Here is a 25,727-nt window from a genome sequence, read left to right on the forward strand (position 1 = left end):
AGCTGGGTTTTTTGTACTTGTGTATTAGCAGCTTGAATCATTGCTTACAGAGTTTGCTCTACAGGCGAGTATCTTCGGCGATGGTCACCTTTAAGGTTTTGCTTTCACCTTGGCGCAATATACCCACATCGATAACTGTACCAGGTCGCAGGTCGGTAACGATGTCCATTACACTCTGGCGACCATTTACTTGGTTATCGTTGATACTGACAATAATGTCTTGAGCTTCAAAACCCGCATCGGCAGCCGGACCATTAGGGTCTATCCCCAACACAACGATCCCGCCGATATTCTTAGTACCCAACATGCGTGAGGTGACTGAGTTGATGTCTTGTCCATCGATACCAATATAGCCACGAATCACACGACCATCGGCGATGATCTTTTCCATGATTTTATTAGCAAGCGGATAGGGGATAGCGAATGAGATCCCATAGGTTTCCATGTCGGTAGCTTGCTGGAAAGAGGCGGTATTGATACCGACTAGCTCACCTTGTGAGTTCACCAGTGCGCCACCTGAGTTACCTTCATTGATTGCCGCATCGGTCTGGATAAAGGCTTGATGGCCATCGGCACTGATCGAAGAACGGCCGGTTGCAGAGATGATACCAAAGGTTGTTGTTTGACCTAGGTTGTATGGGTTACCGATAGCCAGTACAACATCACCGACATTGGCTTTGTAATTAGGATTGAGTGGGATCACCGGTAGATTATCACCGCTGACTCTAAGTATCGCGATATCGGTGCGTTTGTCTGAACCGACAAGTTGCGCAGCTGCTACTCGGCCATCTTGAAGTGCCACAACTATTTGGTCTGCTTGAGCCACCACATGGAAGTTGGTAATGATGTAGCCTTTCTCGCTAACAATCACCCCAGAGCCCAAACCTTGTGTGAGCAGTTTGTTTCGATCGCTTTCAGCGTATTTACGGCTATAAATGTTAACCACTGCAGGCGCCGCGCGGCGAACTGCTTGGTTAAATGAAATCTGAAGAGAGCCAATATTATCGACTTTAGGGCTAGTGACGTCAGCGACAATCGCTGGTCTTAAGCTCGGGAAGGCGAGAAGAATAAGCGCCGCTGAAACGAGTCCAAGGGAAATAGAACGAAATAGAAAGGACAGCATGTTTCCCTCTTCAACAAGTAAGGTGTGAAGCCTCCATCAATGGATGACTGATTTGATTACAAGTGAAGCATAGCATTTTGATTGATCTAAAGAAAAGGGAGACTGAGTAAGTTTAAAGCAAACTTACTGAGCCTCCCTGTAATTGCGCTGACGTAAGACTATCGAATCACAAGATAGATAGTTCGGTCGCCTCGCTGGATATTAAGCGCCAGTACACCAGGTTGTTTTTCAAGAATCTCTCTAAACTCAGCAAGGTTCTTAACGGGCTGGCGGTTTACTCCGATGATGATGTCATCTTTCAGGAGTTGATAGGCTTCGGCTGGTGAACCTTGAGCAACATTCGATACCTTGACGCCCGTTGCAGAGTCACTCTCTGTTGTGTTGGTTAACTCAGCACCAGCTAGTCCTTCATGGAGCTTCTCAGCTTGTGTTTTATTATTGGTGGATTCACCAAGCGTCACATCAAAGGTTTTGCTCTTACCGTCACGAACCACACCCAGTTCAATCTGCTTACCAGCGCCGAGTGTTGCGACCTTAGCTCTTAACTCGCTGAAGGTATCAATGCGTTTGCCATTAATAGAGACAATAATATCGCCCGCTTTCAGTCCTGCTTTATCGGCTGCGCTGTCAGGGACGATTTGGCTAACAAAGGCGCCCTTGCTTGATTCATAACCGAGTGCTTCTGCCAATTCAGAGGTCACTTCTCCGCCTTGAACGCCAAGCATGCCGCGTTTTACTTCACCGAAGTCGAGAATTTGTTCTGTCAGGTTTGTCATCATATTAGAAGGGATTGCAAAGCCGATACCGACATTACCTCCGTTAGGGCCAAGAATGGCGGTGTTGATACCAATTAGCTCACCGTTAAGGTTCACTAGCGCACCACCAGAGTTGCCGCTGTTGATTGCTGCATCGGTTTGAATGAAGTTTTCAAAGTTTTCTAGATTCAGGCCGCTACGGCCGAGTGCAGAAACAATACCGGATGTCACGGTTTGCCCAAGTCCGAATGGGTTACCGATCGCGACACTAAAATCACCAACTCTTAGTTTGTCTGAGTCTGCGACTTTTATCTGGGTCAGGTTTTTGGCTTCTTCTAATTTTAGCAGTGCGATATCAGACATCTGGTCGCCGCCGATTAGCTCAGCATCGTACTCTCGACCATCATGCAGTTTTACTTTGATATCGTCCGCACCATTAATGACATGGTAATTGGTCACGATATGACCTTTCTCGGCGTCAATGATGACACCAGAGCCTAATCCGCGGAAGGGACGCTCTCGTGTTTGTTCTGGACCAAAAAAGAATTGAAATTGTTCAGGGATTTGCTGACGTTGTACCTGTTTGCCTTCTACGGCAATACTAACCACAGCGGGGGTCACTTGTTCAAGCATAGGAGCAAGGCTCGGTAATTGTTCATTACCCACACTTAATGGCAGTGCGGCTGTTGCTTTAATGGGGGTGATGATTGAACTTAAGCTTAAAGTTAGCACTGATAAAGCAAGCAAAGGTTTTTTCATCATAAACTCCTCTCTAGTTAAGGTCTTAACCCTCTTATACGTTTAATAAGTATGATAAGTTTCAAATGACCTGAGTGAAAGTTATGACTCAAAAACCTTTGTAAAGTTCACAGAAGTGTTAAATGTTTACGATGCTTTTGCTGTAACAACATCGGGAGCATTCATGATTTCTTTCTTCTGCTCTGTAAATAAACCGGTTGCGCCATTAGCGTAATCTTTCGGTTGTTCCTCAAGTGTCGCCTCTTTTACTGAAGGCTTCTCTTGTGGCTTGTCCGAATGGGCAGCGGCTGTTTTCACAAACGGGTTATCTTGCTCTGGCAGGTTAGGAATCAGCTCTGAGCTTGTTTTTTCCATGTGTTGGTACAGTTTTGTGTAGTCTTTACCTAATGTGTCCAACATTTCTGCTGATTTCGCAAAGTGATCAGCCAGCTCTTGTCGCTGCTGCTCAAGGGCAAACTTTGCGCTATCCAATTCTTTCTGTACGTTCTTTTGTTTTTTGTATTCAGGTGTCATGAGACGAGAAATAGCGACCCCTAAAATAACTCCGACTAGTAAACCGGCAACGGCATACATCCAAGGCATAACAGCTCCTTATTATTGTTTTTTAACATGTTTGTTACTGCTTAGTTACACGTGACACGGCTCCATGGTACTATGAGAAAGCCGCAGTATAAAGAGAAATGCGTGTGCGCTAGTTAGCAGTTTGATGCTGCATTATTCACCACATCACGTTATTCCTCGTACTGTTTGGGCTCATTTTTAGTTGTTGTCTGATATTGCTTTCATTGTGGAAATGTCGTCATGAATCCCATTAAAAAATACGAACAAGATATAAAAGAACATGGATTTCAAAGAGATCCAGCACAAGAGCAAGCCGTAAAATCTTTAGATGAACTCTTTCATCAATTTCAAGATTACATGAATACGCCCATTCCTCAACTGACTCGCTTCCAGAAATTACTAGGCAAAAAGCCAGAACTGCCACAACCACCGAAAGGTCTCTATTTTTGGGGTGGCGTAGGGCGAGGAAAAACGTACCTAATGGATACGTTCTATGATGCCTTACCGACCACTAAAAAAATGCGTGTTCACTTTCACCGCTTTATGTATCGAGTTCATGATGAGCTAAAGGCGCTAGGTAATGTGAGTGATCCATTGCCTTTAGTCGCAGACAAGTTGAAGGAAGAAGCGGACATTATCTGTTTCGACGAATTCTTTGTTTCAGACATCACCGATGCGATGATCCTAGGAACCTTGTTCCAAGAGTTATTCGCTCGAAACGCTATCTTGGTTGCGACCTCTAATATTCCACCTGCGGATCTGTATCGCAACGGGTTACAGCGAGCGCGTTTCTTACCTGCCATCAAGCTCATTCAAGACAACTGTCATATCCTTAATGTCGATAGTGGTATTGACTATCGTCTACGTACCTTAGAACAGGCTGAGATTTACCATTACCCGCTAGATAGCCAAGCGAATATTAATCTCGAAAAGTATTACGCTCAGCTCGTTGGTGAAGATAAAGAGAAGCTTAAGCAGATAGAGGTTAACCACCGTCAATTAGATGTAGTCGAAGCGAGTGATGGCGTACTGCATGGTACCTTTGCTCAGCTTTGTCAGTCGGCTCGTAGCCAGAACGACTATATTGAGTTGTCTCGGGTTTATCACACAGTTCTATTGGCGGATGTATTGCAAATGGGCGCGACTTCAGATGACGCTGCGAGGCGCTTCATTGCATTAGTTGATGAGTTCTACGAGCGCAATGTGAAGCTGATTATTTCAGCGGAAGTGGAGCTAGAAAAGCTATACACCCATGGTCAGCTAGAGTTTGAATTTAAACGTTGTCAGTCGCGTTTAATTGAAATGCAGAGCCATGAATATTTGGCAAAAGAACACTTAAGTTAGCTTTGATTATCTCGAATAAGAAATAGAATTAAAAAAATCGTGATTTTGTTCAAAAAGAGGTGATTTTTTCTTCGCTCTTCTCTATAATCCTGCGACCTACCGTTACTGCGGGCCTCTAGCGATGAGTAAAATCACGTTATGCCAAGAGTTTTCCAACACTCGAAGGGGTGATGAATGGTAACTCTTAGACAGTGGGAATACGCGAGTATTCCTTAAGTGTAAATTTTTTAAATAGGTAATTATTAGCATGAAAACTTTCGTTGCTAAACCAGAAACTGTAAAACGCGACTGGTATGTTGTAGACGCTGAAGGCAAAACTCTTGGCCGTCTAGCAAGTGAAATCGCTTCTCGCCTACGCGGCAAGCACAAAGCAGAATACACTCCTCACGTAGACACTGGTGATTACATCATCGTTGTTAACGCTGAGAAAGTTGCTGTAACTGGTAACAAAGCTAAGGGTAAGGTTTACTACCGTCACTCAGAGTTCCCAGGTGGTCTTAAAACTATCACTTTTGAAAAGCTAATTGCTAAGAAACCAGAAATGGTTCTAGAACTAGCAGTTAAAGGTATGCTTCCACGTGGTCCTCTAGGCCGCGCGATGTACCGTAAGCTTAAAGTGTACGCTGGTACTGAGCACAACCATGTTGCTCAACAGCCACAAGTACTAGACATCTAAGGGGATTATGAAAATGGCAGAGAATCAATACTACGGCACTGGTCGTCGCAAAAGCTCAGCAGCTCGTGTTTTCATCAAACCAGGCTCTGGTGAGATCGTAATCAACAAGCGTAGCCTTGATGTTTACTTCGGTCGTCCAACTTCTCGTATGGTTGTTAAGCAACCTCTTGAGCTAGTTGAACTAACTGAGAAACTTGACCTTTACATCACTGTTTCTGGTGGTGGTATTTCTGGTCAAGCTGGCGCAATCCGCCACGGTATCACTCGCGCTCTTATGGAGTACGATGAAACTCTACGTCCTGCTCTACGTGCAGCTGGCTACGTTACTCGTGACGCTCGTTGCGTTGAACGTAAGAAAGTTGGTCTACGTAAAGCACGTCGTAAACCTCAATTCTCTAAGCGTTAATTTTTCTTTACGAAAAAGTACACGCCCCCAGTTTTACGACTGGAATTGTGGTTCAAAGCTCGGCTATATGCCGGGCTTTTTGTTTTTATACCCCCTCTAAACGCTTTCCCTTCCTCGTTTTATTTCCAAATTCTTATATTTTGAAAGCTTTTGTAACCCAATGTGCGCTTTGCCTCATGATTGTTACAAAAAGGTAGCTTTATCTTGTCAAAAAGTAGGGTTTTATTTATCATTTGCCGTCAATAAATAGAACTAAATACATATTTTGTTAGCCATGCTCTTTAATCGGAATTATTTCAATCCACAAGGAGCAAATGGGAGAATGTTTGGATGAGCAACGCGCCTTTAAATAACGGTCGCAGGCGTTTCTTAACCGCAACAACAGCCGTTGTTGGTGGTTTAGGAGCAGCTGCTGTAGCCGTGCCTTTTATTAAATCATGGAATCCGAGTGCCAAGGCGAAAGCTGCGGGCGCGCCGGTGGAAGTGGAAGTCAGTAAGTTAGAACCGGGACAAATGGTTCGTGTCGAGTGGCAAGGTAAACCTGTATGGGTTGTACGCCGTGCTGAGTCGGTACTAGAAAACCTAAAATCGATCGGTGGTCAACTTCGTGACCCTCAATCTGAAGCTGAACAACAACCAGAATACGCACAGAACGAGTTCCGTTCAATTAAGCCGGAATTCTTCGTTGCTGTTGGTTTCTGTACGCACTTAGGTTGTTCTCCAACTTACCTGCCGGATTCTTTTGCAGAACAAGTTCAGGGTGTTAAGTCTGGTTTCTTCTGTCCTTGTCATGGTTCAAAGTTTGATATGGCAGGTCGAGTATTCCAAGGCGTACCAGCTCCATTGAATCTTGTTGTACCAAAGCATATGTATTTGAGTGACACTAAGATCATGATCGGTGTGGACGAGGGAGACGCGTAATGCAAGGATTGCTTGATTGGGTAGAGAAACGTCTACCCGCGATGAATGCGTATAAAAAGCATTTATCTGAATACCCAATGCCTAAGAACTTTAACTTTTGGTACCTTTTCGGTTCTTTGGCAATGTTGGTATTGGTTAACCAAATCCTTACGGGTATTTGGCTAACAATGAACTACGTACCGTCAGGTGAGGGTGCATTTGCTTCTGTTGAATACATCATGCGTGATGTGGAATACGGTTGGCTACTACGTTACATGCACTCAACAGGTGCTTCGGCATTCTTCGTTGTTATCTACCTGCACATGTTCCGTGGCCTAATCTATGGTTCTTACCAAAAGCCTCGTGAGCTACTTTGGATCTTCGGTATGTTGATCTTCTTAGTGCTTATGGCTGAGGCTTTCATGGGTTACCTACTACCATGGGGTCAAATGTCTTACTGGGGTGCTCAGGTAATCATTTCTCTGTTTGGTGCGATCCCTGTTATCGGTGATGACCTAACGCTTTGGATCCGTGGTGACTACATCATCTCTGGTGCAACGCTGAACCGTTTCTTCGCACTGCACGTTATCGCTCTACCAATTGTACTTCTGCTGCTTATCGTACTTCACGTACTAGCACTGCACGAAGTGGGTTCGAACAACCCAGACGGTATTGAGACGAAACTTCCTAAAGGCACAATGGGCGACGACTACAAAACGCAGTTCCCATTCCACAAGGATTACACTAAGAAATACGACATCATTGACTCTATTCCTTTCCACCCATACGGGACCGTGAAAGATATGGTTGGTGTGGCCGGTTTCCTATTCTTCTTCTGTTATGTGCTGTTCTTTAACCCAGAGATGGGTGGATTCTTCCTTGAGCCGCCAAACTTTGAAGCTGCTAACCCACTGAAAACACCAGAGCACATCGCTCCGGTATGGTACTTCACGCCGTTTTACGCAATTCTGCGTGCTGTTCCTGATAAGTTGCTAGGTGTTGTAGCAATGGGCGCATCTATTGTTGTGCTATTCCTACTACCATGGTTCGACCGTTGTAAAGTGCGTTCTTACCGTTACCGTAGCAAACTGCATTTGATTAACATCATCCAATTCACAATAAGCTTTATTGCGCTTGGTGTACTTGGTGCGCTTCCAGCAACGCCAACATACACGCTACTGGCTCAAATCTTTAGCTTAGGTTACTTCATGTTCTTCGTTCTACTGTGGTTCTACAGTAAAAATGAAGCGACGAAACCATTACCAGAAAGGGTGACATTCAAATGAAAAAGTGGATTGTAATTTTATTTGCTATGTTGCCCTCACTGGTGATGGCAGCGGGTGCAAACGTACCATTAGACAAAGCGAACAATGATTTAACAGACAAAGCTTCATTGCAAAATGGCGCTAAGATGTTCATGAACTACTGTTTCGCTTGTCACTCAACGCAGTACCAGCGCTATGAACGTGTTGCGAATGATTTAGAGATCCCCGTTGATCTTATGAAGGAAAATCTGATTTTCGACCCTGAAGCGAAAATCGGTGACTTGATGGTTAATGCTATGCCTTCTGATCAAGCGGCAAGTTGGTTTGGTGCTCCGCCACCAGACCTAACATTGGTTGCTCGTGTTCGTGGCGCAGACTGGCTGTACACTTACCTTCGTACTTTCTATGAAGATCCGTCTCGTCCATTTGGCGTGAACAACATTGTTTTCCCAAGCGTTGGTATGCCGCACGTTCTTGAAGAACTGCAAGGTATCCCAACACCAATCTACGATACTCATATGGTAGATGGCGAGGAAGTGACGGTTGTTGTTGGCACTGAGACTGACGGCTCTGGCGAATTAAGTGCTGGTGAATACGACGAAGCAGTTCGTGACCTTGTTAACTTTTTGGTTTACTCGGGCGACCCAGTTCAACTTGAGCGTCACGCTATGGGTTGGTGGGTAATGGCCTTCTTAGTAATCTTCACTATCATCGTGATTTTGCTGAAGAAAGAGTATTGGCGTGATGTGCACTAATTGTGCTATAATACCGTGCTAATTCCCAAATTATGTTAATGTTCAATGGAGGCTTTAGGCCTCCATTGTTTTTATTTAAAGTGTACTGGAGGGCTCCATGGCTGTAGCTGCCAATAAACGTTCTGTAATGACTCTTTTCTCAAGTGCTTCTGATATGTATAGCCATCAGGTGCGCATCGTTCTTGCTGAAAAAGGCGTAAGTGTTGAAGTTGAGTTGGTTGATGAAAAAAATCTACCAGCAGAGCTTGTTGAACTGAACCCGTACAAATCAGTACCTACTCTTGTTGATCGTGAGCTTGCTCTATATGACTCGAAGATCATCATGGAATACCTAGATGAGCGTTTCCCTCACCCACCGTTGATGCCTGTATACCCGGTTGCTCGTGGTAACAGCCGTCTAATGATGTACCGCATTGAGCGTAACTGGTATTCAGTTGCAGAGAAGATCGTTAAAGGCAACGCTGAAGAATCTGAAGCAGCTCGCGTTAAACTGCGCAACGACCTACTGACTCTTGCTCCTATCTTCGCTGAGTATGAATACTTCATGAGCGAAGAGTTTAGCCTAATTGATTGTTACCTAGCTCCGCTATTATGGCGTTTACCTGAGCTTGGTATCGAACTAACTGGTCCTGGTTCTAAAGAGCTTAAGATTTACATGAACCGCGTATTCGAACGTGATTCATTCCTAGCTTCTCTAACTGAAGCTGAGCGTGAGATGCGACTCGTTCGCTAAGCGTTTATGGATATTTCTAATATGACTCCACGCCGACCATACATGCTTCGTGCATTTTATGAATGGCTGGTTGATAACGAACTAACTCCACACCTTGTTGTTGAAGCAACATTACCGGGTGTGCGAGTTCCAGAAGAGTTTGTTCAAGATGGTCAGATCATTCTGAACATCGCGCCTCGTGCGGTTGGACAACTTGAACTGGGTAACGAAGCTGTGACGTTTAGTGCTCGCTTTAGTGGTCGTCCACACTCTGTGATCGTTCCGCTTTACGCAGTACAAGCGATTTATGCTCGTGAAAATGGTGCTGGTACCATGTTTGAACCTGAAGAGGCTTACATGGAAGCGTTTGAAGAAGGGATTGAAGAAAGTCCTTTTGAAGAACCAGAAAAAGGCCCATCTTTGAGCGTTGCAACGGCAGACGTAGATGCTGAAGAGCCTGACTCAGATCCTGAGCCACCTCGTCCAGCGAAAGGTCGCCCAAGCCTTCGTGTTATCAAATAACGTTAGTTAAATAACGAACCAAATAAAAAAGCAGCGACTCGTCGCTGCTTTTTCTTTTCTGCTATATAGCATTCAATTGACTGGCTTAAGGCTAGTTAACAGCCGTCTCTTCTTCACCATATTCAAACGCTCGAATGACCTGTTTTACGCCAGAGATGTTACGAGCAACTTCTGTTGCGATATCGGCATGCTCTCGAGTCACGAGTCCAAGCAGGAATACTTCTGAATCCTCAGTAATCACTTTTACTTTGATGCCGTTAAGCTCAGCATTCGCAAGCAGAGCTGATTTCACTTTAGTGGTAATCCAGCTGTCTTTACTAATAGCACTTACAGACAAAGGTTCTTTCACTCGAACCTGATTGTGGATGCTCTCAACGCCAGCCACTTCTTTGGCTTGGTTTTCAAAAGCGCGACGTTCTGAATCTGTGGTTGCTTGTCCCATCAATACCACCGAACCTCGGTACGAGCTTGCGGTGACACGTACGTTGCCACGGAATGGTTGTTTATTGGTAATCGCTGCGACTTCAAATTCGATGTTGTTGTCGTTCCAAATCTCTTTGGTTGTTCGCGTATCCGTGACTAGGTTTGCAGTGGTTGCAGCACCAGCAATGAAAATGCCAGCACAACCAGACAGAGACAGTGTAAGTAGCGAAACACTAATCAGCTTAAACAGCCTCATAGAGGTTAATGATTTCATTGTGATGCTCCGTATATCACTCTTCGTGAGCAGGGAAGAGTACTTGATCGATTAGGTCACATAGGCAGTGTAGTGTCACCATGTGTACTTCATGAATGCGCGCTGTACGGTGTGAAGGGATACGAATCTCTACATCGTGTTCACCAAGCAAACCTGCCATCTCACCACCATCTTTACCGGTAAAGGCGATAATTGTCATGTCGCGAGTTACCGCCGCTTCCATTGCCTTGATGATGTTCTTGCTGTTACCACTAGTCGAGATAGCCAACAGGATATCGCCAGTTTGACCAAACGCACGTACCTGCTTAGAGAAGATCTCTTCATAGTGGTAGTCGTTAGCCACAGCCGTTAGCGTGGTGTTATCTGCTGTGAGTGCCATCGCTGGAAGGCTAGGGCGCTCTGTTTCAAATCGGTTGAGTAGGCACGATACAAATTGCTGAGCATTCGACGCCGAACCACCATTACCACAACAAAGAATTTTGTTTCCGTTAAGCAAGGTCGCAACCATTGCTTGAGCGGCATGCGTGATTGCGTCAGGCAGAGCTTCTGCAGCCGCAATTTGGATTTGAATACTTTCTGTGAAACTTTCTTTAATGCTGTCTAGCATGTTTATCCTTGGGTAATCGCGTTTTGAATCCAGTCGATAGTGTCATTCGGCCCTTCAATGGCAACAATATCAAACCTGAAATCTGTAGAGTGCACCGACAAGCCTTGCTGCATAAGCCAAACATTGGCTGTTTTGAGCAGTTTCTGTGACTTCTTGGCAGTCACCATTTCAGCGGCATGTCCGTAGCGGGTTTGCTTGCGGTATTTTACCTCAGCAAACACAACCGTATTGTTATGGCGCATTATAAGATCAATCTCGCCACATTTTGCTATGAAGTTTTCTTCTATTAACGATAAACCGTGGTTAATCAGATAAGATTTTGCCACGGCCTCGTATTTATCACCCACTTGTTTGTGGGTGATGGTTGGTTTGGATAGGAACTTTCGGCTAAAAAGCCCCATGCTCTGCCCAGCTGATTTCACGTTGAACCACACAGTTGTTATCGATGGTTAGCACACCCGTTTCACCTGGAATGCTGTAACCTTGCACGGCTTTCATCTGTGGCAGTGCATCCATTAGATAGTATGCATCCATTCCTAGTGCTTGCAGACGCTTTTGGCCGTTTGAGTGCGCAGGCCATAGGTCGTTGAGCTCTTTATTAAGCTCGTTTTTATTCTCAACTAATAGTGGGATATCGCTGTAGAACACACCGGTTAGGTCTTCATACTGCTTATCACCGCTGTTGCTGCGTGAGTTTGAGAAAAGAGCGGGCTGGCTAGCATCAGGGTTAATTGCAACTTCAATGAAGGGTTTGATTAGCGTTAGCTCTGAGTTCTTAGCCACAATGTAAACAGAATCGATATCACGACGGCTGCGTGGCTCTGTTTCTAGGTCTAGGTTCAGTAACCCGTCCATTTGAGCGATACGCTGTTGGCTCTCTTGCAGGCCGAATACCTGATTCACATTACGTTGCAGTTGGCGTTTGTCAGAGAATAAGCTGATAGCAACATCGTTGCTGCTGTATTTTTTCCACTCTTCTTTAAACGCTTGCTCAACACGCTCACCTAAACGTCCTCTTGGCGCAAGGATAAGCGGATACTTGTAGCCTTGAGCAAATAGGTGTTTCGCTGCCTGAGCAACTTCTTGTTCTGGCGATAGAGCGAGATAACAAATGTTAGTATCAGGTTCTAGTTGTGTTGGAATGTTCAGAGCTAATGCTGGAATCGAGTTTTCGTGGTTTTTCTGTGCTTGCTGAAGCTTAGTGATGTTACTCTTGATCAGCGGGCCAACGATGAAATCAACATTGTTCTCTTCCAGTGTCGCTTTAATCTCAGCGGCACTTTGCACGTTGGTATCCATTACCGTCAGCGTTGCATCTTCTTCGCGCTCTTTGTCATTCATCATCGCAAAGATGAAACCGTCACGCACAAGTTGTGCCTGCTTGCCGTACTTACCGGTTAGAGGCAGTAATAGTGCAGTGCTGGTTGGCTTGCTGATCTCTAGCGCCAAGATGTCAGTGATCGCCTGAGGTGTATATGTTGCTGCTGGGTGCTGAGAGTTCTCTGCTAGCCAATCAGACAGGGTTTCCTGCAGGTTTGGAAGGTTTGAATTCAGCGTCTTCATGTAAATCGCCAGCTGTAACCAACCTGCAAGAACGTCTTCTGTAGGCGACGTCTTAAGCTCTAGAATCTCATATTGAGAGTAGCTATTTAGGTTCTGCCAAATACGGTCAGCAGCTTGCTGTTGGAGCTCGTCGTCAGCGTCTAGATATTCTGAATAAAGAACTAACTCACGGCTTGCTTCAAAATACTCGCTTTGCATTTCAGAAATGTTCGCGCGTAGCTCGTGATAATCTTTCCACTGCTCGTTCGGAAGTTTCCACCAAGGCTGGAAGTTCAGTTGGCTATAAGCTTGTTCAGGCTGCGAGTTATTCACCAGCAGTTGAGCGCGCGCTAATTGCCATTCCGCTTGTTGCGTTTCGCTCAGCTCTTGTTTTGCTAAGCGTTTAATCAGCAGAGTTGCTTGATCGGTTTTTCCGGCTTGCACAGAAGCCTTAAGTGCCATGATTAACCAGTCGTTTTGTAGACTTCCTTTGCTACTATCCGCCTGCATCATGTAACTTTCAGTTGATTGCGCTGGATCTAGTGTAATATCAACACGCGTTGGTGCTTGAGGACCTGAAGAACAAGCCGCCAATGTAATTGCTAATGCAATTGGAGTTAGTAAGCGTGGTACACTGAGTCTCTTATGGTTCATCGTTGCCATGAGTTCTTTAAATTCCGTATAAATTTGTATCTATATTAATCGTTGAAGTGATGGTAAACAAATGACAGATAACAAAACCTTGCTCACAGAGAGCCCAACTCTCTACATTGTGCCAACCCCAATCGGAAATTTGGGAGATATCACTCAAAGAGCAATTGAAATTTTATCAAGTGTCGATGTTATTGCAGCCGAAGACACACGCCACACGGGTAAGCTGCTTGCTCACTTCAATATATCAACCAGAACGTTCGCTTTACATGATCATAATGAACAAACTAAAGCACAAGTTCTAGTCGAAAGGTTATTAGAAGGTCAGTCTATCGCATTAGTCTCTGATGCGGGTACTCCTTTAATCAGTGATCCAGGTTACCATCTTGTCTCACAATGTCGTCAAGCGGGTGTGAGAGTTGTGCCACTTCCTGGTGCTTGTGCTGTGATTACCGCACTCAGTGCGTCAGGTCTGCCGTCGGATCGTTTCAGCTTTGAAGGCTTCTTACCGCCAAAGAGCAAGGGTCGTAAAGACAAGTTCTTAGAGATTGCAAAAGCAGAGCGCACATGTATTTTCTACGAATCACCGCACCGTATTACGGATTCTCTGCAGGACATGCTAGAGATCTTAGGACCCGACCGTGAGGTCGTGTTGGCTCGTGAGCTAACCAAGACATTCGAAACCATTCAAGGATTACCATTAGGTGAGTTGATTGAATGGATAGAAGAAGACTCGAACCGCAAGCGTGGTGAGATGGTGTTGCTGATCCATGGTCACCGTGAAGAAGCGAGCACAGAACTGCCAGACGAAGCGACTCGCACACTAGGCATTCTAACCAAAGAGCTGCCTCTTAAAAAAGCGGCGGCGATGACGGCAGAAATCTACAATCTGAAAAAGAACGCGTTGTACAAGTGGGGCCTTGAGCACCTAGATGGTTAACGCTGAATAGATAAATAGCTGCTCAGTGTATAAGTCGCTAGAGTGCTATTTTAAAGCTTGTGAGGAATGAAGGTCGTCCCTTCATTCCTCTTTTTTTGTCTGGATTGTGTGAAATTCATGCGTTTACTTAGCGGTTTGCAGCATATTTGTGATCTCGCTAGACACTGCACTCTAATCTCTATACAATCCGCCCTCGGAGTTGAACGGGTAATCGCTGCTTTGCTGATGTCCTTCGGGAGACTGACGTTGAGGTCCTTCGGGAAACTGACGTTGAAGTCCTTCGGGAGACTGGCAGAGGGGAGGAACGTCCGGGCTCCATAGAGCAGGGTGCCAGATAACGTCTGGGGGGCGCGAGCCCACGACAAGTGCAGCAGAGAGAAGACCGCCGATGGCCTCATTTCTTCGGAAGGGGCACAGGTAAGGCTGAAAGGGTGCGGTAAGAGCGCACCGTGCGACTGGCAACAGTTCGTAGCAAGGTAAACTCCACCCGGAGCAAGATCAAATAGGCCCTCACATTGCGTTGCTCGCGTATGGGGGCGGGTAGATTGCTTGAGCCTGTGAGCGATTGCAGGCCTAGACGAATGGTTACCGCCGCGCAAGCGGAACAGAACCCGGCGTATGTGTCAACTCCACCTATATAAAGAACCCATCATTACTTAACGGTAGTGATGGGTTTTTTGCTTTATATTGACGTAAATTATTTAGATTTCCTTAGAATCCTTCATCCTGATATGAGCTTGGGTCAAAAATTCCCAAAGCCTATACACAATATGGTGGAGATACGGCGTGAAATCAGTACACTAAAACGTTAATAGAACAAATTATTGCCGAACTAATGGCTCAATCCACTCACTGAGAAGACTATGACAGAAGCATTCAAACATATTTCAGTATTGCTTAACGAATCTATTGACGGACTTGCGATCAAACCTGACGGTACCTACATCGATGGTACTTTTGGCCGTGGTGGTCACAGCCGTACAATCCTGTCTAAACTGGGCGAGAATGGACGACTCTTTAGTATTGACCGCGATCCACAAGCGATTGCAGAAGCGCAAAAGATTGATGACCCTCGTTTTACGATTATTCACGGCCCGTTCTCAGGTATGGCTGAATATGCAGAGCGTTATGACTTAGTCGGTCAAGTGGATGGTGTGTTACTGGATCTAGGTGTTTCTTCACCACAGCTAGATGACGCTGAGCGTGGCTTTAGCTTCATGAAAGACGGTCCACTTGATATGCGTATGGACCCAACAACCGGTATTCCTGTCTCTCAGTGGTTAGTTGAAGCCGATCTTGATGACATCACATGGGTTATTCGTGAGTTCGGTGAAGACAAACACGCTCGTCGTATCGCGAAAGGCATCATTGCTTATCAAGAGAATGAAGAGAACGAACCACTAACGCGTACCGGTCAGTTGGCTAAGCTTATCTCGGATGTAGCTCCAAAAAGCTTCAAAGAGAAAAAGCACCCAGCAACACGTGCTTTCCAAGCCTTCCGAATCTACATCAACAGTGAACTTGAAGAGATCGATACAGCCCTGAAAGGCGCAGCAAGCATTCTTGCTCCTCAAGGCCGTTTGTCTGTTATTAGCTTTCACTCTCTTGAAGACCGCATGGTGAAGCGCTTTATCCGTAAAGAGAGCCAAGGTCCGCAAGTACCACATGGCCTGCCACTAACAGAAGAGCAGATCAAAGCGCTAGGCAGTGCTGATCTTAAGCCTGTTGGTAAAGCGATCAAGCCTTCTAAAGATGAAGTGGATGAGAATACTCGTTCGCGTAGCTCAGTATTACGAATCGCAGAAAAGCTATAGTCAATGAAGACCTCCAAACCGAACTTAGCCAAGATAATATTTTTTGATTTGATCTCCGTGGGCAAGGTCCCATTGATGCTTCTTATCTGTATCTTCGCGAGTGCGATGGGGGTCGTTCTTACGACACATATGTCACGTCAGGCGATCACGCAAAAAGACACGGCGTTGGTGGAGCGAGAACAGCTTGATGATGAGTGGCGAAATTTAATGCTTGAAGAAACGGCTCTGGCTGAACATAGTCGCGTTCAAGCATCGGCAAAACGAGAGTTAGACATGAAACGTCCAGACTCTGATAAAGAAGTTGTGATCACACTGAAATGACCGGTAAAAAGGAAAAATCACCCGCGAAAACCGTTAATAAATCAACGAAAAAGCGTGTGAAGAGCGAAAAGGATTCGGATCCAGTTCTGATAAAATGGCGTTTTAACGTCGTTATTGCTTTCGTGTTTCTTGCCTTTGCTGCACTTGTTGGTCGTGTGGCTTATATACAAATCATTGAACCAGATAACTTAATTCGTCAGGGCGACCTTCGTTCGGTGCGTGTTAAGGCTATTCCTTCTGCTCGTGGCATTATTTCTGATCGCAATGGTGAGCCACTTGCTGTCAGTGTTCCTGTTGAAGCGGTATGGGCTGACCCGAAAACCATTTTCGATAAAAATGGTATGGCTCAAATTGATCGTTGGTATGCGTTAGCTGATGTACTTGGCCTAGAACGACAACCGATGATCGATAAGATCTCTAGTAACAAATCCCGCCGATTTATTTATCTTCAGAGACAAGTTAGCCCTGCGATGGCTAAATATATCCGCGATCTTAAACTCGTGGGTGTGGGGCTTAAAGCTGAATCTCGTCGTTACTACCCTGCAGGTGAAATCAGTGCTCATCTTATTGGTGTAACCGGTATCGATGGTCATGGTCTTGAAGGTGTAGAACGCAGTTATGATCAGTGGCTCACTGGTGAAGCGGGTAAACGTACCATTCGTAAAGATCGCTATGGACGCGTTGTCGAAAATATTGCCTTAGAAGAGCGTGAAGAAGGCAAGCCATTAGAATTAACCATCGACCAACGATTACAGGCCATTGCTTATCGAGCGATCAAGCAAGCGGTGGCCGATCATAAGGCGACTTCAGGCTCTGCGGTACTGCTCGATGTAAAAACAGGTGCCGTGTTAGCCATGGTCAATGCGCCATCTTACAACCCGAATAACCGTGCTGACCTACAAAGCTTTAAGATGCGAAACCGCGTATTAACCGACGCCATGGAACCTGGCTCTACCGTGAAACCTTTTGTGGTTTTAGCGGCGCTAGAGAACGGCACCGCAGACCCAGATGTCGTTATTGATACTGGCAACGGTATTATGCAGATCGGTGGTAGTCGTGTGCGAGATTCGTCTAAAGTGGGTAAGGCTGACTTAGCGTTGATCCTCAAAAAGTCGAGTAACATAGGTGTTGCGAAATTAGCGCTTAATATGCCACTCGAAGCCTTGCTTGGTATGTACAGCTCGGTTGGTCTAGGTGAGATGTCTGGGCTGAATTTGGTTGGTGAAACGAGCGGTATTTTCCCGAATCGCCGTCGCTGGTCAAAGTTTGAGATTGCGACCTTAGCGTTTGGTTATGGTTTGTCTGTTACACCGATGCAGTTAGCACATGCTTATGCGACGCTAGCCAACAAAGGCTTATATGAGCCAATTCATATTATTAAGAGCAACGACCAAGATTTTTCTAAGCAGATTATCAAGCGAGAAAACGCTGAACTGGTTTTGAACATGCTCGAAGGGGTGACTCAAAAAGGTGGAACGGCGACAAGAGCCGCCGTTCCGGGTTACCGCGTTGCAGCCAAAACGGGTACATCTCGTAAGGCAGAGGCTGGCGGATACAGTGATGAATACATTGCGATCACTGCAGGCTTTGCTCCAGTCAGTGACCCAAGAGTTGCGTTGGTTGTTGTAGTCAATGAGCCTCAAGGTGACCTTTACTATGGTGGCTCAGTCGCAGCCCCTGTATTTTCTGAGATCATGAAGGGTGCACTACAAATCATGAATGTCCCGGCTGATGAAAATAAGTTTCAAGAATAGAGTTAATCAGGATTCAATATGAGTAATAGCCTCACGCTGTCATCTTTACTTTCTCCTTGGGGGGACTTTGATTCAACAGAACTAGAGTCGATTGCTGTTGAGCAATTGGAGTTGGATAGTCGTGCCATCAAGAAAGGTGATATTTTCGTCGCCATTGTTGGACATGCCGTTGATGGTCGCCGTTTTATCGACAAAGCGGTCGCTCAAGGAGCTAAAGCCGTCATTGCACAGGCTGGTGATGACAAAGCTCATGGCTTGGTTGAGTGGTTAAATGCAGTTCCTGTTGTTTATGTAGCGGAGCTAAATTCAATTCTCTCTGAACTGGCTGGTCGAGTTTATTCTTCTCAAGCGACCAAACTGATTGGTGTTACTGGCACCAATGGCAAAACCACCATCACCCAATTGATTGCTCAATGGCTTGATCTTGTTGGTCAGCGTTCGGCGGTAATGGGCACCACAGGTAATGGTTTCCTAGATAATCTAAAAACAGCGGCTAACACCACAGGCAGCGCGATTGAAATACAGCGCACGCTGAGTGAGTTGGCTGAAGAAAAAGCCGTTTATACTGCGATGGAGATCTCTTCTCATGGTTTGGTGCAAGGTCGAGTAAAGGCTTTGGACTTTGAAGTTGGTGTCTTTACTAACTTGAGTCGTGATCATCTTGATTACCATGGCACCATGGAAGAGTACGCTCTGGCGAAGAAGAGCTTGTTTACTCAACACAAATGCAAGCATGCCGTCATTAATGTGGATGACGAAGTGGGTAAGGCTTGGATGACAGATTTATCCAAGGCCATTGCTGTTTCACTATCACCGCTAACGGGTTATCAACAATCGGTATGGGCGTCTGATGTCGCTTATGCAGAAACTGGTATTCAGATGTCTTTCGATGGTAACTGGGGACAAGGCGATCTTTCGGTTCCTTTAATTGGTCAGTTTAACGCATCAAATGTATTGGTTGCTTTCGCGACTCTGCTTTCATTGGGCATCGATAAGCAAATATTAGTCGATACTGCACCTCAGCTTCAGCCTGTTATTGGTCGTATGGAACTGTTCCAAGTGCCGAGCAAAGCTAAAGTAGTTGTTGATTACGCTCATACACCAGACGCGTTAGAGAAAGCTCTGGCAGCATTGCGCGTGCACTGCTCGGGAAAATTGTGGGCTATCTTTGGTTGCGGTGGAGAACGTGACACAGGGAAACGCCCGATGATGGCAGCGACCGCAGAGCAGTTCGCCGATAAAATCATTATTTCAGATGACAATCCTCGTAGCGAAGATCCTGCCTTGATTGTCAAAGACATGCTGGCAGGCTTAAACAAACCTGAATCTGCATTTGTGGAACACGATCGCTACCAAGCGGTTAAGTTCGCGCTTGAGCAGGCAGGCAGCAATGACATTATTCTTTTGGCTGGTAAAGGCCATGAGGATTACCAAGTATTAAAAGACGAAACGATCCATTACTCAGATCGAGAATCTGCGCTTCAACTTTTAGGTATTTCATAATGATTGATGTATCACTCGAACAGATTTGTTCAGCGGTCAGCGGTGAGTTGATTGAGGCTGGTAACTCAAACAATGCCGTAATTAATGCCGTTTCTACCGACACTCGCACCGTTGAAGAAGGTGCATTGTTTGTTGCTATCGTCGGAGAACGTTTCGATGCGCATGACTTTTGTCATCAAGCGGTTGAGGCAAATGCGAGTGCGTTGTTAGTCGAACGAAAACTTGACCTAAATATTACTCAAGTTGTTGTTGAAGACACTAAACTTGCTTTAGGTCAGCTAAGTGCTTGGATCCACAAACAATGTGATGTGCCAACCATGGCGATAACAGGAAGCTGTGGCAAAACAACCGTCAAAGAGATGGTCGCGAGCATTCTGCAACAACGTGGCAAGGTGTTGTTTACTGCGGGTAACTTCAATAATGATATTGGTGTACCACTAACCTTACTGCGCAGTGAGCCCAATGACGACTATGCCGTGATAGAACTGGGCGCGAACCATATTGGTGAAATCGCCTATACCACGCAACTTGTGAAACCGCAGGTGGCGTTGGTGAATAACGTAGCTGCCGCGCATCTAGAAGGCTTTGGCTCAATTGATGGTGTTAAACAAGCGAAAGGCGAAATTTTTCAGGGGCTTGCTGCTGGTGATACTGCTATTGTTAACCTAGAGAGCAATGGTGGTGACTTCTGGAAAGATGTGCTTGCAGACAAAAACGTACTGACATTTTCAGAAAGCGACAGTACGGCAGATTACTTTGCTAAGAATATTCGCATTAATGAGCAGGGCGAAGCTTGCTTTGAGATGCAAACGCCGCAAGGCGCTATACCGGTTGAGCTTGGCATTATTGGTCAGCATAACGTAGCGAATGCGTTGGCTGCAGCAGCGTTGAGTATCCAGTTTAGTGCCACGCTTGAAGAAGTAAAAAATGGTTTAGCGAATCTTATCTCTGTCAAAGGACGAGTTGAGGTTCAACAATTAAGTCAGAATATCAAGCTGATAGATGACAGTTATAACGCTAGCGTACCTGCGATGAAGGCGGCAGCCAAACTGCTGTCGAGCTTCAAAGGTCAGCGTTGGTTGATTTTAGGCAATATGGCTGAATTAGGCGACGAAAGCCTTGCACTTCACCGTCAAGTCGGTGAATATGCTGCCCCATTCGCTTTTGAGCATGTACTCACTTACGGTGATGATACCAAGGTGATTAGTGAAGTGTGTAACGGCACTCACTTTGCAACGCATGAAGCGATGATCGCGCACATAGAGCAGCACTTGAGCTTGCCAGAAAACGCGCCACATACCTTGTTGGTAAAAGGCGCCAATAGTGCAGGAATGAGTAAAATAGCCGCTGCTTTAAAGGAGAACTTTTCATGATAATTTGGCTTGCAGAGCTACTACAGCCACACTTTTCTTTTTTCCGTTTGTTCGAATACTTATCGTTTCGTGCAATCGCGAGCATTTTGACGGCTTTATGTCTGTCGCTGTGGATGGGACCTCGTTTAATTGAGCGTCTGCAAATGCTGCAAATTGGCCAAGTTGTTCGTAATGACGGCCCAGAATCTCACTTCAGTAAGCGTGGTACACCAACCATGGGTGGTGTGATGATCCTTGCTGCGATCATCATTACGGTCTTACTTTGGGCTGACTTATCAAACCCTTACGTTTGGGCCGTACTTGTCGTGCTAGGCGGTTACGGTGCAGTTGGTTTTGTTGATGATTATCGTAAAGTCGTTCGTAAGAACACTGATGGCTTGATTGCGCGTTGGAAGTACTTCTGGCAATCGGCTATTGCATTGGTTGTGGCGTTTGCTCTGTATGCTCATGGGCAAGACACTGCTGCGACACAATTAGTGGTGCCTTTCTTTAAAGATGTGATGCCACAACTTGGCCTGCTGTACATCGTGCTGACTTACTTTGTTATTGTGGGTACTAGTAACGCGGTAAACCTAACTGATGGCCTAGACGGCTTGGCGATTATGCCAACGGTTATGGTTGCAGCTGGTTTTGCTGTTATCGCTTGGGCGACAGGTAACGTTAACTTTGCAGCATACCTACACATTCCATACATCCCATACACCTCTGAACTGGTTGTGGTATGTACTGCTATCGTTGGTGCAGGCCTTGGCTTCCTATGGTTTAACACTTACCCAGCACAAGTATTCATGGGCGATGTTGGCTCTCTAGCACTGGGTGGTGCGTTAGGTGTGATTGCGGTACTCGTTCGTCAAGAGTTGGTACTAGTGATCATGGGTGGTGTGTTTGTAATGGAGACCTTGTCAGTAATCCTGCAGGTGGGCTCTTACAAATTACGTGGTCAGCGTATTTTCCGTATGGCACCGATTCACCACCACTATGAGTTGAAAGGCTGGCCAGAACCGCGTGTTATCGTACGCTTTTGGATCATCTCAATGGTATTGGTACTGATTGGTCTAGCGACACTGAAAGTTCGTTAATCCTATGCGAGCCTCTGTATTAGAGGCTCTTTGAACTATTAAGAGCATCTTGTTTGAATGGAACGTTGGCAAAATATTCAAAATGTAGTGGTTGTGGGGCTCGGTATTACCGGGCTCTCTGTCGTTAAACATCTCGTAAAATATCAGCCCCATACTTGCGTAAAGGTAATTGATACGCGAGAGCTACCACCAGGAAAGGAATCTTTGCCTGAGTCGGTAGAGCTGCATTCTGGAAGCTGGAATAGCCAATGGCTAGCTGAGGCTGATCTGGTGGTTGCTAACCCAGGCATTGCTTTAGCGACACCTGAAATTCAAGATGTGCTTCAAGCGGGTACGCCTGTCGTTGGCGACATCGAGCTGTTTGGTTGGGCTGTAGATAAGCCTGTTGTGGCGATTACTGGTTCAAACGGTAAGAGTACCGTGACGGATTTGACTGGTGTGCTTGCTAAGGCTGCTGGGCTTAATGTTGGCGTTGGCGGCAATATTGGCATTCCTGCCCTAGACCTTCTAGAACTTGATGCGGATTTATATGTCCTTGAACTTTCAAGTTTTCAGCTAGAAACCACATCGAATTTAAAACTTGCCGCTGCGGCATTCTTAAATCTGTCTGAAGATCATATGGATCGCTATCAAGGCATGGCTGATTACCGTGAGGCCAAGTTAAGAATCTTTAATAACGCGCAGTGTGCGATTGTTAATCGTGAAGACAAAGAGACTTACCCTGACCAGACAATGCCATTGTTGACTTTTGGCCTAGATAACCAAGAGTTTGGTGTATCAACGATTGATAGTACTGAGTGGTTGGTCGATCACGGTAAACCTGTCCTTGCTACCCAAGATTTAACATTGGTTGGACGTCACAATGTGGCGAATGCGTTAGTCTCACTTGCACTATTGAAGCAAGTTGGTATCGACTACAGCAAAAGTCTTGATGCTTTGAAGGCCTATAACGGTTTGACGCATCGTTGCCAAGTCGTGGCTGACAAGCGCGAAATCAAATGGGTTAATGACTCCAAAGCAACGAATGTAGCCAGCACATTGGCAGCCCTGTCTGGGTTGGAGTATCAAGGTACGTTATATCTTTTGGTTGGCGGCGTTGGTAAAGGTGCTGACTTTAGTGAGCTTGAACCAGTATTGGCGCAACTTGAGCGTGTTCAGCTGTGTTGTTTCGGTGAAGATGCAGATCAATTCATGCCTCTGCACCCATCGGCACAAAAGTTCGATACCATGCAGCAGATAATCGAATCTATCTCGCCACAGCTGGTGGCTGGAGATATGGTGATGCTGTCTCCGGCGTGCGCAAGCTTCGATCAATTTAATAATTTCATGGCAAGAGGTGATGCGTTCACTGAGCTTGCTCATGAGTATGCTTAACGTGTTGAAGGACTAACATTCAGTGCAAAGAGTCAAAGAGATTAATCAATCCATCTGGCAGTGGCTAAACCGTGCTACTCCCGAGGCGCTTTACGATCGTCAATTGGTGTGGATTGCTCTTGGGCTAATGCTGACAGGTTTGGTGATGGTGACGTCTGCTTCGTTCCCCATCAGTGCTCGTTTAACCGATCAGCCGTTTCACTTTATGTTCCGTCATGCCATCTTCCTTGTATTGGCGTTAGGTGTCTCTAGCGTCATATTGCAAATCCCGATGCAACGCTGGTTTCAATACAGTATGTATCTACTGGGCTTGTCCTTCTTCTTGCTGATTGTGGTATTAGCCGTCGGTAAGTCGGTTAACGGCGCATCGCGTTGGATCCCATTAGGGCTATTTAACTTACAACCCGCTGAAGTCGCCAAGTTATCGCTGTTTATCTTTATGGCGGGCTACTTGGTTCGGAAGCAAGATGAAGTGAGAAAAACCTTCTTCGGTGGTTTTGGTAAACCGATCATGGTATTCGGCGCTTTTGCCGTGCTGCTGCTAGGCCAGCCCGATTTAGGTACTGTGGTCGTAATGCTAGTGACCCTGTTCGGCATGCTATTCATTGCTGGTGCCAAGCTTTCACAGTTTATCGCCTTGATGGTGGCAGGTATTGCCGCGGTCGTCGGTTTGATTGTTATAGAACCTTATCGTGTTCGACGTGTTACCTCATTCTGGGAACCTTGGAACGACCCGTTCGGCAGTGGTTACCAGTTAACTCAGTCATTGATGGCGTTTGGCCGTGGTGATTGGATGGGGCAAGGGCTTGGTAACTCGATTCAAAAACTCGAATACTTACCAGAAGCGCATACCGATTTTGTATTTGCTGTGTTGGCTGAAGAGCTTGGCTTTGTCGGTGTTACCTTAGTATTAATGTTGATCTTCAGCTTGGTGTTAAAAGCCATTCTGATAGGTAAAAAAGCCTTTGAACACGATCAAGTGTTCAGCGGCTATCTGGCTTTTGGTATTGGTATTTGGTTTGCGTTTCAGACGCTTGTTAACGTAGGTGCTGCATCTGGCATCGTTCCGACCAAAGGTCTAACCCTACCGCTAATCAGTTATGGTGGTTCGAGTTTAATTGTTATGTCTGTGGCGGTATCAATGCTGCTGCGCATTGACCACGAATGCCGAATGCAACAAAAAGAACAAGCTGATAGTCAAAACGAATTAGTAGAATAAGAATCTAACGTGATGAAACAAAACAAAAAACTTTTAGTGATGGCTGGTGGTACTGGCGGTCACGTTTTCCCAGGGTTAGCAGTAGCGAAAAAGCTTCAGCAACAAGGTTGGGAAATTCGCTGGTTAGGCACAGCAGACAGAATGGAAGCGGATTTAGTGCCAAAGCATGGCATTGAAATCGACTTCATCAAAGTGAAAGGCCTGCGTGGTCAAGGCATTAGCAAGTTAATTAAAGCGCCGTTCCAGATTATTAGTGCCATACTTCAAGCAAGACAACACATTAAAGCATGGCAGCCTGATGTGGTACTTGGCATGGGTGGTTACGTGAGTGGCCCGGGTGGTATCGCGGCATGGTTGTCTGGCATTCCAGTGGTTCTCCATGAACAAAATGCAGTGGCAGGTTTAACCAACCAATGGCTGTCTAAGATTGCTAAAAAGGTTTTCCAAGCTTTCCCTGGTGCTTTCCCTACCGCAGAAGTGGTGGGTAACCCAGTACGCGAAGATGTGGTTGCCTTAGCTGAACCCGAGCAACGCATGGCTGAGCGTGATGGTGACATCCGCATCTTGGTTATGGGCGGCAGTCAGGGCGCAAAAATCCTAAACGATACCTTGCCAGTAACGATGGCGCAGCTTGGTGAAGGCTTCACTGTGATGCACCAAGCGGGTAAGAACAATCAACAACAAGTTATTGAGCAATACAAATCACATTCTGTTGGTAATGTTCAAGTGACTGAATTTATTGATGATGTGGCGCAAGCTTATGAGTGGGCAGATCTATTAGTGTGTCGCTCAGGTGCATTAACCGTATCAGAAGTGTCTGCGGCAGGTGTCGGTTCTATCTTCGTTCCGTTTATGCACAAAGACAGACAACAAGCGTTGAATGCCGACCATTTAGTTGAATGTGGCGCAGCGTTAATGATTGAACAGCCTCAACTAACGGCTGATAAGCTAGCGAACACTATCGCGCAGCTTGATAGAAATGAATTAAAAATGATGGCAACAAAAGCTCGTCAAGCCGCCAAGCTTGATGCTGATGTGACCGTCGCTGAAGCGATTAAAGCTTTAGCAAAATAAT

The 25,727-nt window shown here is 45.8% G+C and carries 25 protein-coding genes and 1 other RNA gene; 19 read left to right on the forward strand and 7 right to left on the reverse strand.

The genetic code is table 11. The features are described from left to right. Positions 1-58 precede the first annotated feature (58 nt). From degS to zapG, 3 genes are all read right to left on the reverse strand, one after another. A complete protein-coding gene (gene degS, locus AB6E51_RS07545) occupies positions 59-1,123 on the reverse strand; it encodes an outer membrane-stress sensor serine endopeptidase DegS (protein WP_017061430.1) in 1,065 nt (354 codons plus the stop codon). 158 nt (positions 1,124-1,281) lie between these two features. After that, the gene (locus AB6E51_RS07550) at positions 1,282-2,637 is read right to left on the reverse strand and encodes a Do family serine endopeptidase (protein WP_017061431.1); all 1,356 of its coding nucleotides are present in this window, start codon (positions 2,635-2,637) and stop codon (positions 1,282-1,284) included. Between the two features lie 126 nt (positions 2,638-2,763). Then, positions 2,764-3,219: a Z-ring associated protein ZapG gene (gene zapG / locus AB6E51_RS07555; protein ID WP_017061432.1), complete on the reverse strand. Its 456-nt coding sequence runs from the start codon at positions 3,217-3,219 to the stop codon at positions 2,764-2,766. 219 nt (positions 3,220-3,438) lie between these two features. Between zapG and zapE the strand changes: the two genes are divergently transcribed. The 8 genes from zapE (at position 3,439) to sspB (ending at position 9,778) form a co-directional block, all read left to right on the forward strand. Further along, entirely contained in the window at positions 3,439-4,542 is a 1,104-nt protein-coding gene (gene zapE / locus AB6E51_RS07560; RefSeq protein WP_017061433.1) for a cell division protein ZapE, read from the forward strand. A 247-nt stretch (positions 4,543-4,789) separates the two neighbouring features. Continuing rightward, a complete protein-coding gene (gene rplM / locus AB6E51_RS07565) occupies positions 4,790-5,218 on the forward strand; it encodes a 50S ribosomal protein L13 (RefSeq protein ID WP_010434689.1) in 429 nt (142 codons plus the stop codon). A gap of 13 nt (positions 5,219-5,231) precedes the next feature. Continuing rightward, positions 5,232-5,624, forward strand: coding sequence for a 30S ribosomal protein S9 (gene rpsI / locus AB6E51_RS07570; protein WP_004740758.1), 393 nt, complete (start codon positions 5,232-5,234; stop codon positions 5,622-5,624). Positions 5,625-5,954: 330 nt separating this feature from the next. Beyond that, complete coding sequence (petA, locus tag AB6E51_RS07575) at positions 5,955-6,545, forward strand: ubiquinol-cytochrome c reductase iron-sulfur subunit (RefSeq protein WP_017061434.1); 591 nt, start codon at positions 5,955-5,957, stop codon at positions 6,543-6,545. Continuing rightward, entirely contained in the window at positions 6,545-7,810 is a 1,266-nt protein-coding gene (locus AB6E51_RS07580) for a cytochrome bc complex cytochrome b subunit (protein WP_017061435.1), read from the forward strand. The genes petA and AB6E51_RS07580 overlap by 1 nt, the downstream gene beginning before the upstream one ends. Continuing rightward, positions 7,807-8,544, forward strand: a complete 738-nt coding sequence (locus AB6E51_RS07585) for a cytochrome c1 (protein ID WP_017061436.1) — start codon at positions 7,807-7,809, stop codon at positions 8,542-8,544. Before AB6E51_RS07580 ends, AB6E51_RS07585 begins: the two co-directional genes overlap by 4 nt. Before the next feature lie 97 nt (positions 8,545-8,641). Next, positions 8,642-9,277: a stringent starvation protein SspA gene (gene sspA, locus AB6E51_RS07590; RefSeq protein ID WP_372057798.1), complete on the forward strand. Its 636-nt coding sequence runs from the start codon at positions 8,642-8,644 to the stop codon at positions 9,275-9,277. Between the two features lie 6 nt (positions 9,278-9,283). After that, on the forward strand, positions 9,284-9,778 hold the full coding sequence (sspB, locus tag AB6E51_RS07595) for a ClpXP protease specificity-enhancing factor (protein ID WP_017072808.1): 495 nt from the start codon (positions 9,284-9,286) through the stop codon (positions 9,776-9,778). Positions 9,779-9,869: 91 nt separating this feature from the next. On the opposite strand, the gene AB6E51_RS07600 is transcribed toward sspB, so the two are convergent. Genes AB6E51_RS07600 through AB6E51_RS07615 form a run of 4 tightly spaced genes read right to left on the reverse strand, consistent with a single transcriptional unit; the run spans position 9,870 to position 13,287 of the window. Beyond that, positions 9,870-10,475, reverse strand: coding sequence for a BON domain-containing protein (locus AB6E51_RS07600; protein ID WP_017059276.1), 606 nt, complete (start codon positions 10,473-10,475; stop codon positions 9,870-9,872). 16 nt (positions 10,476-10,491) lie between these two features. After that, entirely contained in the window at positions 10,492-11,082 is a 591-nt protein-coding gene (locus tag AB6E51_RS07605; RefSeq protein WP_004729817.1) for a phosphoheptose isomerase, read from the reverse strand. Between the two features lie 2 nt (positions 11,083-11,084). Continuing rightward, positions 11,085-11,483, reverse strand: coding sequence for a YraN family protein (locus AB6E51_RS07610; RefSeq protein ID WP_017059277.1), 399 nt, complete (start codon positions 11,481-11,483; stop codon positions 11,085-11,087). Next, positions 11,470-13,287, reverse strand: coding sequence for a penicillin-binding protein activator (locus tag AB6E51_RS07615; protein WP_372057797.1), 1,818 nt, complete (start codon positions 13,285-13,287; stop codon positions 11,470-11,472). Before AB6E51_RS07615 ends, AB6E51_RS07610 begins: the two co-directional genes overlap by 14 nt. 61 nt (positions 13,288-13,348) lie before the next feature. Between AB6E51_RS07615 and rsmI the strand changes: the two genes are divergently transcribed. From rsmI to murG, 11 genes are all read left to right on the forward strand, one after another. After that, a complete protein-coding gene (gene rsmI, locus AB6E51_RS07620; RefSeq protein ID WP_372057796.1) occupies positions 13,349-14,215 on the forward strand; it encodes a 16S rRNA (cytidine(1402)-2'-O)-methyltransferase in 867 nt (288 codons plus the stop codon). Positions 14,216-14,410: 195 nt separating this feature from the next. Continuing rightward, positions 14,411-14,850: RNase P RNA component class A (rnpB, locus tag AB6E51_RS07625), an RNA gene on the forward strand. 228 nt (positions 14,851-15,078) lie between these two features. Next, positions 15,079-16,029, forward strand: coding sequence for a 16S rRNA (cytosine(1402)-N(4))-methyltransferase RsmH (gene rsmH / locus AB6E51_RS07630; protein ID WP_017062902.1), 951 nt, complete (start codon positions 15,079-15,081; stop codon positions 16,027-16,029). Between the two features lie 3 nt (positions 16,030-16,032). After that, the gene (gene ftsL / locus AB6E51_RS07635) at positions 16,033-16,350 is read left to right on the forward strand and encodes a cell division protein FtsL (protein WP_060983032.1); all 318 of its coding nucleotides are present in this window, start codon (positions 16,033-16,035) and stop codon (positions 16,348-16,350) included. Continuing rightward, positions 16,347-18,104 carry a peptidoglycan glycosyltransferase FtsI gene (locus AB6E51_RS07640; protein WP_010434717.1) on the forward strand — a complete coding sequence of 586 codons (1,758 nt, stop codon included), beginning with the start codon at positions 16,347-16,349 and terminating at the stop codon, positions 18,102-18,104. Before ftsL ends, AB6E51_RS07640 begins: the two co-directional genes overlap by 4 nt. An 18-nt stretch (positions 18,105-18,122) precedes the next feature. Then, positions 18,123-19,607 carry a UDP-N-acetylmuramoyl-L-alanyl-D-glutamate--2,6-diaminopimelate ligase gene (murE, locus tag AB6E51_RS07645; protein WP_372057795.1) on the forward strand — a complete coding sequence of 495 codons (1,485 nt, stop codon included), beginning with the start codon at positions 18,123-18,125 and terminating at the stop codon, positions 19,605-19,607. Further along, complete coding sequence (murF, locus tag AB6E51_RS07650) at positions 19,607-20,980, forward strand: UDP-N-acetylmuramoyl-tripeptide--D-alanyl-D-alanine ligase (RefSeq protein WP_372057794.1); 1,374 nt, start codon at positions 19,607-19,609, stop codon at positions 20,978-20,980. Before murE ends, murF begins: the two co-directional genes overlap by 1 nt. Further along, the gene (gene mraY / locus AB6E51_RS07655) at positions 20,977-22,059 is read left to right on the forward strand and encodes a phospho-N-acetylmuramoyl-pentapeptide-transferase (RefSeq protein ID WP_008223690.1); all 1,083 of its coding nucleotides are present in this window, start codon (positions 20,977-20,979) and stop codon (positions 22,057-22,059) included. Before murF ends, mraY begins: the two co-directional genes overlap by 4 nt. Positions 22,060-22,116: 57 nt before the next feature. After that, a complete protein-coding gene (gene murD, locus AB6E51_RS07660; protein WP_029235639.1) occupies positions 22,117-23,433 on the forward strand; it encodes a UDP-N-acetylmuramoyl-L-alanine--D-glutamate ligase in 1,317 nt (438 codons plus the stop codon). A 22-nt stretch (positions 23,434-23,455) separates the two neighbouring features. Then, a complete protein-coding gene (gene ftsW, locus AB6E51_RS07665) occupies positions 23,456-24,652 on the forward strand; it encodes a cell division protein FtsW (protein WP_065584711.1) in 1,197 nt (398 codons plus the stop codon). 12 nt (positions 24,653-24,664) lie between these two features. After that, positions 24,665-25,726, forward strand: coding sequence for an undecaprenyldiphospho-muramoylpentapeptide beta-N-acetylglucosaminyltransferase (murG, locus tag AB6E51_RS07670; protein WP_371721371.1), 1,062 nt, complete (start codon positions 24,665-24,667; stop codon positions 25,724-25,726). The last annotated feature ends 1 nt before the right edge of the window (position 25,727 follow it).

The organism is Vibrio sp. 10N.247.311.47 (genome assembly GCF_041467535.1).
Lineage (GTDB): Bacteria > Pseudomonadota > Gammaproteobacteria > Enterobacterales > Vibrionaceae > Vibrio > Vibrio crassostreae_C.